8 protein-coding genes are annotated in these 12,486 nt (G+C 43.9%); 7 read left to right on the plus strand and 1 reads right to left on the minus strand.

All coding sequences use genetic code 11. The annotated features are described in order from the left end of the window. Positions 1-40 precede the first annotated feature (40 nt). The 7 genes from ACJAZP_RS11945 (at position 41) to galM (ending at position 9,176) form a co-directional block, all read left to right on the plus strand. Positions 41-2,917, plus strand: a complete 2,877-nt coding sequence (locus ACJAZP_RS11945) for an insulinase family protein (RefSeq protein WP_415230973.1) — start codon at positions 41-43, stop codon at positions 2,915-2,917. A gap of 128 nt (positions 2,918-3,045) precedes the next feature. Further along, positions 3,046-3,765, plus strand: a complete 720-nt coding sequence (gene rph / locus ACJAZP_RS11950; RefSeq protein WP_415230974.1) for a ribonuclease PH — start codon at positions 3,046-3,048, stop codon at positions 3,763-3,765. Between the two features lie 4 nt (positions 3,766-3,769). After that, complete coding sequence (gene pyrE, locus ACJAZP_RS11955; RefSeq protein WP_415230975.1) at positions 3,770-4,411, plus strand: orotate phosphoribosyltransferase; 642 nt, start codon at positions 3,770-3,772, stop codon at positions 4,409-4,411. A gap of 235 nt (positions 4,412-4,646) precedes the next feature. Next, positions 4,647-5,669, plus strand: a complete 1,023-nt coding sequence (galE, locus tag ACJAZP_RS11960; protein WP_415230976.1) for a UDP-glucose 4-epimerase GalE — start codon at positions 4,647-4,649, stop codon at positions 5,667-5,669. Positions 5,670-5,719: 50 nt separating this feature from the next. Then, a complete protein-coding gene (locus ACJAZP_RS11965; protein ID WP_415230977.1) occupies positions 5,720-6,793 on the plus strand; it encodes a UDP-glucose--hexose-1-phosphate uridylyltransferase in 1,074 nt (357 codons plus the stop codon). A 32-nt stretch (positions 6,794-6,825) separates the two neighbouring features. Next, positions 6,826-7,986, plus strand: a complete 1,161-nt coding sequence (gene galK / locus ACJAZP_RS11970) for a galactokinase (RefSeq protein WP_415230978.1) — start codon at positions 6,826-6,828, stop codon at positions 7,984-7,986. Between the two features lie 131 nt (positions 7,987-8,117). After that, entirely contained in the window at positions 8,118-9,176 is a 1,059-nt protein-coding gene (gene galM, locus ACJAZP_RS11975; protein ID WP_415230979.1) for a galactose-1-epimerase, read from the plus strand. A gap of 218 nt (positions 9,177-9,394) precedes the next feature. Here the strand turns inward: galM and ACJAZP_RS11980 are convergent, their stop codons facing one another. Continuing rightward, positions 9,395-12,481, minus strand: coding sequence for a multidrug efflux RND transporter permease subunit (locus ACJAZP_RS11980; RefSeq protein ID WP_415230980.1), 3,087 nt, complete (start codon positions 12,479-12,481; stop codon positions 9,395-9,397). Between the last annotated feature and the right edge of the window lie 5 nt (positions 12,482-12,486).

Genomic DNA, 12,486 nt, shown 5'->3' on the forward strand with positions numbered 1-12,486 from the left:
CGGGATTTTTTGCAATTTATCATATTCAAGAGAATAAATAATGTCATATTATAATCGACTAACGGTATTGGTTTCTTGCCTCATATTGAGTTTTTCTTCGCAGGTTAATGCCGATTCGAAGCAGCCTTCCGCTTCGCTTGAAATACTCAAAGCAGAGGTCATTAAAAGTCCGAATGACGCCCGTGAATATCAGGTGATCCGCTTAGCGAATCAACTGGAAGTGTTGCTGGTTTCAGATCCGGATTTAAAAAACAGCGCCGCCTCCTTATCTGTGCCCATTGGCAGTATAAATAATCCCGATCAGCAACTGGGTCTCGCTCATTATCTGGAGCATATGTTATTTTTAGGCTCAGAGCGTTACCCGACCATTAATGAATACAGTAAATTTATGACTCAACACGGGGGTTATACTAACGCTTATACCGCGCAGGAGAGTACGGTCTACGGTTTTGAAGTCAATGATAATAACTTTGCAGAAGCGTTAGACAGATTAGGCGATGTAATGCGCGCCCCATTACTGGATAAGCGTTATGCGGACAAAGAAAGAAATACCGTTAACGCGGAATACAAAACCTATTTTGATAACGACATGCGTAAATTTTACGCGCTGCAGCAGTATACTTTAAATCCGAAGCATCCAGCTGCTCGCTTTAGCAGCGGTAATTTAAACACCTTAAAAGATAAACCCGGCAGTAAACTACAGGATGAATTAGGCCATTTTTTCGAAACTTATTATTCAGCTAATTTAATGAAGGTGGCCTTAACCAGTCCGCGCTCGATCAATGATTTAGAGCAAATGGCCCTTTTATATCTCAGCCAGATTCCCAACAAACACGCAACTCAACCGTTGATCGTGAGTCCCATTTTAACCGCAAAAGAGCTTGCTATCAGTGTCGAGATGAAACCCACGGCCGATATTAAATTATTACAGGTGAATTTTTTAATACCGAGCGTAAAAGATGAATATATGTACCAGCCCGGCGGTTATATCAGCCGCTTATTAGGCTCGGATCATGACGGCGGGTTATCGGATCAGCTGCAAAAAGCAGGCTTGGTAGAGTCGGTGATGACAAGTTTCTACGACTCTTTCAGTGAGCACTATTCACAATTTTCAGTGCAATTTGCAATGACCAAAGCAGGTTTAAAGGATCAGGATAAAATTTTAGCCAGTTTATTTGCCTATATTGAGTTAATTAAGAAACAGGGAGTGAATCAACAGCAATATCAGCAACAAAAAAGTGGTTTAGACAGGCGGTTTGAGTTTTTAACTAAAAACTCCGGCTTTAACTATGTCATGACCCTGTCCGCTGATATGCAGCAATACCCGTACAAAGATCTGCTTTTTCATCCCTATCGTCTGGACGGTTTTAATACAAAATTTATAAGCGAATTATTAACTTATTTAACCCCTGAAAACAGCCGTATATTTAAAATGATCCCGAATCTGCAGGAAGGAGTACAAATCCCTTATTATCAGGGTAAATATGCGCGTCATAGTATCACTAAAAAAACTCAGCAAAGCTGGTTAAAACAAGCGCAGAAAATTAAATTAACCTTACCTGCTGGGAATCCGTGGTTACCTGAAAATTTCAACTTAGTAGACAAAGGCAACTCGAATATTGCGCTGCATCTCGTTGATCAACCTGGACATTCGGTGTGGTTTAAGCAAAGTGCTTATTTTAATGAGCCCAAAGCGAGCCTTAAGCTGCATTTAAACAGTGCCCTTAGCGATCAAAATCCTAAGTCTCGAGTCACCATGAGCCTGTTACTGGAAATGTTCAGCAACCAGTTTGCAGCGCTGCATTTTGTTAGCAATGAGGCCGGTTTAGGTTTTGCTTTAAGCGATTCCAATGGTTTGTTAATCAGCACCTCCGGGTACAGTGATAAACAGAATAAATTATTACTCACCGTCTTAAAGGAGATTAAAAACGCACAATTTAGCGAACAAACCCTTAACCTTGCCAAACAGGAGATAAGGAGGCAGTTCAGTAATAAAGCGACCATGAAACCGCTGGATTTTGCCTTTGCTGGTTTTCGTCAATTAGTGCGTCAACCGGCGTGGTCCGATGCGGCTCTGCTGGCTGAAATTGAAGGCATCACTTTAGTGGATATTGATCATTTTATTGAACAAATATTGTCTCAATCACGTTTACGCCTGTTAGCCTTGGGCAATTTAACCCGTCAACAGGTTGTTGATTTGAATAGTGAATTAAGCAAAATTGTAAATGTTCAGCCAAAACCTTTTTATACTATTAAACGTATTCAGGCGGATCTCAAGCAAGGGCCATTAAACTATCAAATCAACTCAAAAATGGAAGATGACGCGTTAGCGAGTATTTATCTTTCTGATTTCAAAGGGGATGCAGCATTAGCCACAGCGGAGTTATTAAATAAATTGCTACAACCGGCATTTTATAATCAGATTAGGACGCAGGAGCAATTAAGCTATTCGCCTTTTAGTGCCACTTTCCCAGTTGATGATTATGTGGCCTTCGGACTTTTCACCCAAAGCCCGACGCTAAGCAACGCACTGTTATATCAGCGTTTTGCTGTTTTCCTGCAAAATTTTAATAAACAGCTGGATAAAACCACTGAGAAAGAATTTGCCGCTATTAAAGAAGCACAGCTTGCTAATTATTTAGCCAAACCCACTTCGATTGCCGATGAGTTTTCTTATTTGAGTCATCAATGGTTAAGTCTGGAACCGGAAATAGACACTGAGCAGGCTTATATTGACAGTTTATCGGCGGTTTCTCTGAATGATGTTAAGGCTTTTTTCCAGGCTGTTTTGGTTAATGGCAAAAATGCCCAGTCCGTGGTTGTTCAAGTGCAGGGGACAAAATTTTCAAAAGATGAAATCTTAGCGCTAAAAAATGAAGTGAAAATTTCAAATATAGACAGTTTACCTAAGCATTAATCATCTCTGCTTTGCAGTTATACCCAAATTCATTGAAGCTACGGTTTCAAGTAATGTGGGTATAACGTGACCTCTATTAACTTTACTCTTATAATAAGCCTTCATTTTCAAAGAAGGCTTTTTAATTTATGCGCCCTAGTAATCGTACTCCTGAACAAAACCGCGAAATAAAAATCACCCGCCATTATACTGACTATGCTGAAGGCTCTGTGTTAATTGAAATGGGCAATACCAAAGTGCTTTGTAATGCCACTGTTTCCGATTCTGTGCCGCGTTTTTTAAAAGGCAAAGGCAAGGGTTGGGTGACCGCGGAATACGCTATGCTGCCGCGCGCGACACATAGTCGCAATATGCGCGAAGCGGCAAAGGGCAAGCAGGGCGGACGGACGCTTGAAATTCAGCGTCTTATTGCGCGCTCACTGCGTGCCGCCGTTGATCTAAAGGCGATGGGTGAAAATATGATCACCGTGGATTGTGATGTGATTCAGGCCGATGGTGGCACGCGTACCGCTGCCATTACCGGCGCCTGTATTGCATTAGCAGACGCCCTTAATTGGATGGTCAAAAAGGGTAAACTGAAGAAAAGTCCTCTCAAGCAGATGATTGCTGCGGTTTCGGTCGGCATTTATCAAGGTACGCCTGTTTGTGATTTAGATTATGCCGAAGATTCTAACGCCGACACAGACATGAATGTAGTCATGAGCGACACTGGTGGTCTGATTGAGATTCAAGCGACAGCCGAAGATGGCGCATTCAGTCATGAACAACTACTTAGCATGTTAAGCCTTGCCAAAGGCGGAATCGATGCCCTTATTGTGGAACAGAACAAAGCACTCAACGCGGAATAAAAAGATGAAAGATTATCAAAAAGAATTTATTGAATTTGCCCTGGAAAAACAGGTCTTAAAGTTTGGCCAATTTACCCTGAAATCGGGCCGTACCAGCCCCTATTTTTTTAATGCCGGGTTATTTAATAGCGGCCGTGATTTGGCGCGTTTAGGGCGCTTTTACGCAGCCGCCTTAATGGACTCCGGTATTGACTATGACCTGCTCTTTGGTCCGGCTTATAAAGGGATCCCTATCGCTACAACAACGGCGGTTGCCCTGTCTAACGATTACGATTTAGATATACCCTACTGCTTTAACCGCAAAGAAGCTAAAACTCACGGAGAAGGAGGGAGTTTAGTCGGTTCTGAACTGCAGGGTAAAATCATGCTGGTGGATGATGTGATCACCGCCGGCACCGCAATTCGTGAGTCAATGGATATTATTCAAGCGCACCATGCACAATTAGCGGGTGTTTTAATTGCTTTGGATCGTCAGGAAAAGGGCAGGGCTGAGCTTTCTGCTATTCAGGAAGTTGAGCGCGACTATGGTGCTAAAGTTATTTCTATTGTGAAGCTTAGTGACCTGATAACTTATCTGGAAGAAAATTCAGAAATGCAGGAAGATCTTGCGTCAGTTAAAGCCTATCGCGAGCAGTACGGCATTTAATCTGCGTTATTGTGAATAGTCTCAGCAAAAACCGCAGTCTATTAATAATAGGCTGCGGTTTTTTTATATCTAAGAACCTAAGTTTTGTAATAAAAATATTCTATTCGGAATAACATTATTTAAAGAAAAACAAAAATAAACTCAAAGTGTAAACGTTTACACTTGCGATCTTGATCACGGATAGAGTATGCTTTTTGCTGTTAATATCATCACATCAACATTACTGGAGTTAAAAATGAAAATTCTTATTACGGGTGGAATGGGTTATATCGGCAGTCATACCTGCATTCAGCTGATGGCTGCGGGCATGACACCCATTATTCTGGACAACCTATCTAACAGCAGTGAAATAGTGTTATCAAGAATCCATGATTTAAGCGGCGCGACACCGGTTTTTTATCAGGGAGATGTGCGCGATCGTCTGATTTTAGAAAAAATATTTGCAGAGCAGGAAATCGCTGCTGTGATTCACTTTGCCGGTTTAAAATCCGTTGGCGAATCCGTTGCAAAACCACTGGAATATTATGATAACAATGTCCACGGCTCGCTCTTATTAGCCGAAGTAATGAAAAATGCGGGTGTCAAAAGTCTGCTGTTTAGCTCATCGGCCACGGTCTACGGTGATCCGCTGCAAATGCCTATTACTGAATCGACGCCAACGGGTGCAACCACTAATCCCTATGGCCGTAGTAAATATATCGTTGAAGAGTGTCTACGAGACTTACAGGCTGCACAGCCTCAATTAAGTATCACGCTATTACGTTATTTCAATCCCGTTGGCGCACATATTTCCGGTACTATCGGCGAGGATCCGCAGGGTATCCCGAACAATCTGATGCCCTTTATTGCTCAGGTTGCGGTAGGCAGACGTGAAAAATTGTCTGTCTTTGGTGATGATTATAATACCCCCGACGGCACCGGCGTACGCGATTATATCCACGTGATGGATTTGGCCGACGGACATGTTGCAGCCCTTAAGGCGGTTGGATTTAAATCCGGCCTGCATATCTATAATCTTGGAACAGGCCAAGGCAGCAGCGTATTAGAGATGGTAGAGGCTTTTGCTAAAGCAAGCGGCAAACCGATCCCTTACACTATTTGTCCGCGCCGACCCGGTGATATTGCCGAGTGCTGGGCAGATACCTCTAAAGCAAACCGCGAACTGAACTGGAAAGCGAGCAGAACATTAAAAGAGATGTCCGAGGATAGTTGGCGCTGGCAGTCACAAAATCCCAATGGTTATGGACCTCAAGAATAATCTGAAGGTCCCGGACAAGAAGTTCTATATTATTTAATTAAGGTTTAAAGATGTCACATTCAGTTGCACAGGATCACGAATTTAGAGCGGTTGATCACCCGCATCGCCGTTTTAATCCACTGACCGGTCAATGGATATTAGTCTCTCCTCATCGTGCCAAACGTCCCTGGCAGGGGCAGGATGAAGAGCCTGAAAATAATGTGCTTAAAAGTTATGACAAAGAATGTTTTTTGTGTGCCAATAATACCCGTATTTCCGGTGATAAAAATCCCGATTATAAAGGCACCTTTGTTTTTAACAATGACTTTGCCGCGCTGACCACGGATACTCCGGACGCTCCGGTTAATAACAATCCGCTTTTTCGCATGGAAAGTGCGCGTGGTTTGAGCCGGGTTATCTGTTTTTCTGCGGATCACAGCAAAACCTTACCTGAATTAGAACCGACTCAAATTCGTGCTGTTATTGATACCTGGGATGAACAGATAAATGAACTTGGTAAAGAGTATGTTTGGGTACAAGCTTTTGAAAATAAAGGTGCCATGATGGGCTGTTCACAACCTCACCCGCATGGTCAGGTTTGGGCGAATAACTTTTTACCCAATGAAATTGAAAGAAAAGACAGATTGTTAGCAGCATACTATCAGGAAAACAAAAGTAATCTGTTAGTTGATTATGCCAATAGTGAGCTGCAGGACGGTTCACGTACCGTCGTTGAAACAGAACACTGGCTAGCCGTAGTACCTTATTGGGCTGCCTGGCCCTTTGAAACTATGCTGATGCCAAAAGCGCATATTCGCCGAATGAGTGAATTAAATGAGTCGCAAAGAGATGATCTTGCTGTGGCTTTGAAAAAGCTGACCAGTCGTTACGATAATCTTTTCAAATGCTCCTTCCCGTATTCAATGGGCTGGCATTTCGCACCCTTCTTTAAAGATGCCGATACCGATATTGAGCACTGGCAACTGCATGCGCTGTTTTATCCGCCGCTATTACGCTCTGCTACCGTGCGTAAATTTATGGTGGGTTACGAAATGCTGGCGGAGAGCCAAAGAGATTTAACCGCTGAACAAGCTGCAGAGAAACTACGTGCAGTCAGCGACGTTCATTTTCGCAGTAATCCGTAAAGCTGTTTATTCAAAACTTAGAGAAAATTAACATGACAAATTCAAATTCATTGATCGAAAAAGTAAAACAAACTTTTAAGCAGCAGTTTGCTTATCAAGAAGCGTTTATTATCCAGGCACCGGGACGAGTGAATCTGATTGGTGAGCATACCGATTATAACGATGGTTTTGTTTTACCCTGTGCAATTAACTATCAAACCATGGTCGCAGCGGCGCCGCGAAACGATAATATTGTGCGGGTTATATCGGCTGATTATGGCAACCAGGTGGATCAGTTTGACCTTACTGAGCAAATAGAGTTTCTTGAAGATCGCATGTGGGCCAACTATATTCGCGGAGTAGTGAAATGTTTGCTTGATCGCGGTTATAAATTTGCCGGTGCGGATTTGGTTGTCAGCGGAAATGTACCGCAGGGTGCCGGATTAAGTTCATCCGCCGCATTAGAAGTGGTTATTGGTCAGACCTTTAAAACACTTTACAATCTTAATATCAGTCAACAGGAAATCGCTTTAAATGGTCAGCAGGCAGAAAATGAGTTTGTTGGTTGTAATTGCGGCATTATGGACCAGTTAATCTCTGCCTGTGGCGAAGAGGGCCATGCTTTATTGATTGATTGCCGCTCTTTGCAAACAACCTCAGTCCCGATGCCGAAGGATGTGGTTGTGATGATCATCAATTCAAATAAAAAGCGCGGGTTAGTGGACAGTGAATACAATACCCGCCGTCAGCAGTGTGAACAGGCGGCCAAAGTATTTGCTGTGCCGGCATTAAGGGATGTCACTATCGAGCAGTTTGAGCAGCGTATTAATGAGCTTGATGGCGTGGTTGCTAAACGCGCCCGCCATGTGATCACTGAAAATGCCCGTACAGAAAAGGCAGCTATCGCCCTAAAAGAGGGAGATTTGATGTTAATGGGGCAGTTGATGGAAGAATCCCATCTGTCGATGCGCGATGATTTTGAAATTACGGTACCGGAAGTTGATCTGTTAGTAGAAATTGTTAAAAAACAGATTGGCAGTTTGGGCGGAGTACGTATGACTGGTGGTGGTTTTGGAGGTTGTATCGTGGCTTTAATGCCGCCTGAAAAAGTGGCCGCGGTGACAAAAGCCGTTGAGGCCGAATATGAGACTGCGACCGGATTAAAAGAATCAATATATGTGTGCCAGGCAAAATCGGGCGCAGCTGCTGTTTAAGCCCGTAGAGCTTTGATAAAGAAAAGTAGCAGGAAGGGAGCAGTTGCTCCCTTTTTTTATTTATAGCCAAATGACTTATGCTGCTTTGTGTCGTGCAGCTGATTTGGTACACAATAGAGGTCGAGAAAAGCATGTCTCTTTTACAAAAAATGACTCAAACTGATTTTTCTGATGGTCAAAAAGCAAAAATTTTTACTCTGACTAATAAACACGGCTCAACTATTTCAGTCATGGATATTGGCGCAACCTGGCTGAGCTGTAAAATTCAATTAGCAACAGAACTGCGAGAAGTACTATTAGGTGTAGATAGTATGGAAAAACAGCTGGCGCAATCGGCCTATATGGGGGCAACGGTGGGGCGTTATGCTAACCGTATTCATAGGGGGCAGTTTGGAATAAACGGCTTAAACTATCAGCTTGATACAAACCAAAATGGAAACACATTGCATGGCGGCAGCGAAGGCTTTGATAAACGCCGCTGGCAGGTTGCACAACAGGAAAATAACAAGATTACTTTTGCGCTGTTTTCAGCCGATGGCGACCAGGGCTTTCCCGGGAATTTGACTGTGAGTGTAAGTTACCAGTTCGACGATGATAATGAAGTCGCGATCGAATATTTGGCAAGCTGTGATAAAGCCTGTCCGGTTAACCTCACAAACCACGCTTATTTTAACCTCTCGGGAGCAGAATCGGGTGAAAACTGTTTCGCGCATAGCCTGCAGATTAATGCGCAACAATACCTGCCAACAGACGCACAGGGAATACCTTTAGGAGCACTGGCTACGGTCAAAGGAACCGGGTTTGACTTTTTAACCGGTAAAAAAGTAGGCCGGGACTTTATGTTAGATGCGGATCAAAAGTTAGCTGGCGGTTACGATCACTGTTTTTTAATTGATCCTCAGTGCAGTGACGGTAAACAGGCAGTTGCACAGTTAGTATCACCCGATAATGCGCTGAGTATGCTTGTCTCTACCAGCGCACCTGCTGTACAGCTTTATACGGGTAACTTTTTAGACGGTAATCCAAGCCGCAAAAATACCCCCTATAATAACCACGCGGGGCTGGCATTAGAAACGCAGTTGTTACCGGACTCGCCAAATCATCCCGAGTGGCCGCAGGCGTCCTGTGTTTTACAACCGGGACAAACTTATCAATCACACAGCTGTTATAAATTTCAAATTTGCAAATAAACCGCCGAGCCTGAAGGTTCAGTTCGAGCCGTCTGTCCGAATCTGCCTTTGGACCCGCGGCTTTAGGCGGACAAAATAACAAGCCGAGCCTGAAGGCTCAGTTTCAAGAGTGTGTACGTATACCGTCATCTTCTGTCTACACAAGCCTGTAAAACAAAAAAAGGCCTGACATTCATAATGTCAGGCCTTTTTAGTTTACTAAATTAAATCAGTGATGATTAGTACTCGTGGCTTTTTACCTTATGCTCAAGCGTTTCATCAAATATCTCCGCAGGCTTATGCTTGCTGGCAATAAATGAATACAGAACAGGCAAAATAAACAGGGTAAATAAAGTACCAATTGATAATCCCGCTACGATCACAACACCTATTCCGAAACGACTTACCGCACCTGCGCCCGTTGCAAAGAGTAAAGGTACTAAACCTGCCACCATCGCAGCTGTGGTCATTAATATTGGACGCAAACGCACCGTTGCGGCTTTTTTAACTGCATCGATACGATTTAAGCCATGATGTAACTGCTCTTCTTTGGCAACCTCGGCAATCAAAATACCGTGTTTGGTAATTAAACCCACCAGGGTTATCAAACCAACCTGAGTATAAATGTTCATGGTTGCCGCTCCCCAGGCAAGCGCTACCAATGCACCGCTGATAGCAAGGGGGACGGTCAGTAGAATAACCAGCGGATCGCGTATACTTTCAAATTGACTGGCAAGTACCAGAAAGATAATCAATATAGCTAGGATAAAAGTCATGTATAAGGCACTGCCTTCAGTTACAAATTGACGCGCTTCACCTAAGTAATCATGGCTATAACCCTGCGGTAATTTGGTCTCTGCAATGCCATCAAAGAAGTCAATCGCATCACCCATGGCGACCCCGGGGGCTAATACCGCACCAATAGTGGCACTGTTAAGCTGGTTAAAGTGGGCTAAAGAGCGCGGCTCAGCAGTGATTTCAATGTCAATTAATTCACTAAGGGGCAGCATATCGCCATTTTTAGCACGCACATAAAAGTTACCCAGTTTGTGCGGAGATAAACGATATTTCCGTTCCACCTGCGCAATCACTTCATAACTGCGGCCGTCAAGATCGATTCGGTTTAAATACCCGTCACTGACTAATGTCCCTAATGTCACACCAATATCTTGCATGGTGACACCATAAGCACCGGCTTTATCACGGTCAATTTTGATGTTCATGGTCGCCGAATCAAAGGCCAAATCTAACTCCGAGTAAACAAAGTTAGGGTTTGCCTGGGTGGCTGCCAGTACATCGGAGGCGATACTGATTAAGCTTTCAAATTGATTGCCCGTGGTGATCACAAACTGCACCGGTAATCCACCCGATGAACCGGGTAATTCAGGCATCTGAAAGGCAGTGGTTGCAACCGCTGCTACGCTGTTAAACATGGGCGTTAAAGTGGTTGAAAGTTGTTTAGGATCTTTCTCTCTTTGACTCCAGGGTTTCATGATCGCAATACCAAATGCCTGGTTGGAATTTGGAATACCGGACATCGCTAAACTGCTGGTCACTTCAGGCTGCTTGGCTAATTCGCCGGTGATAACACGCATGCTATTTTCGATGTAATCAAGGTTGGCATTGGCAGGCGCTTTTGCCATTACCATTAATGCGCCTTTATCTTCTTTAGGTGCAAGTTCAGAAGGAATAGATCCGAACAAAAAAGGTAAGGAGATAAAAACCAAACAGGCAAACAGGATAACCGCAGGGCGACGGGTCATTAATTTATCCAATAAACGCGAATACCCCCTGGTAATAGAGGATAAAACTGACTCTACCGTACGCTCAAAACGGTTCGGCTGGTGATTGCTGGTAAGCAGTTTGCTACACATCATGGGTGACAATGTGAGCGCCACAATACCCGAGACAAACACCGCCCCTGCAAGGGTTAACGCAAACTCGGTAAACAGTGAACCGGTGATCCCGCCCATTAGGGCGATCGGTGCATATACCGCGGCCAGCGTTATCGTCATGGAGATAACGGGTAGCGCAATTTCACGTGTGCCGAGAATAGCCGCACGAAACGGATCTTCTCCCGCTTTGATATGGCGGTCAATATTTTCTACCACCACAATCGCATCATCAACCACCAAACCAATCGCTAATACCATAGCAAGCAGAGTCATCAGGTTAATGGTAAAACCAAACAGCTGCATCACCACCACCACACCGATTAAGGACAGCGGAATAGTAATAATAGGAATAATAACTGCGCGCCATGAACCTAAAAACAGGATCATCACCAGTAAGACGATAAAACCGGCTTCGGCAATGGTTTTAATTACTTCAGATATCGACTCTTCAATCGCGATAGTTGAATCGTATAAGACGTTCATTTGTATTGAACTGGGGTTGTTTTTCTCCAGGGCGGGCAGCATTTCGCGCACCCCGGCGGTAATAGTAAGGGGGTTAGCCGTTGGTGCTGCATCGATTGCCACCACAACCGCATCATTACCATTGGCCATCGCACGATAAATATCGTGACTTTTCTCTAAAGACACTCGAGCAATATCCTGCAGGCGGATAACCTTGCCATTTTCACGCGTGGCAATAACCAGATTTTCCAGCTCAGCGCCGGTTTTTACCTGAGTTTGTACATTACTGTTAAACAGGGTGTAATAACTGTTAGATTGTCCCGCAGCCGATTGAATATTATTCGCCTGCAGTATCTGCACAACGTCTGTCGCTGTTAAACCAAAACCGGCCATACGCTCAGGATCTAACCAGATACGTAGCGCAAACTTAGTGCCGCCATAAAGGTTAACTTTTGCGACACCACTAATACTGAATAACTGCGGTTTAATAATACGCTCAAGGTAATCGGTTATTTCACTTGAACTAAGCTGCTCACTGGAAAAAGAGATATAGATAACCGAGGTTGTTGAACCGGTACTCATATCAATGGTCGGATCTTCGGCTTCACTGGGCAGCTGTGAGCGCACACTATTGACCTTGGCCAGAATATCAGCAACCGCGCCACTGGGGTCGGTGTTTAATTTCATAAACACCGAAACCTTTGAATTACCCATGTAACTTTGTGAGGTAATAAAATCAATATTGTCGGCTTGAGCAATAGCCTGCTCAATAGGTTGGGTAATAAAGCCCTGAATCAGGTCGGCATTTGCGCCATAATAACCGGTTGAAACTGTTACCAAGGTATTGGTCATGCTCGGATACTCGCGTACCTGCATTTTACTTAAGCCCTGCAGGCCCAGTAAAACAAGTAACAGGCTGATCGAAATCGCCAGTACCGGACGGCGGATAAAAATATCAGTAAATTTCATCAATG

This window comes from Psychromonas sp. (assembly GCF_047632955.1).
GTDB lineage: Bacteria > Pseudomonadota > Gammaproteobacteria > Enterobacterales > Psychromonadaceae > Psychromonas.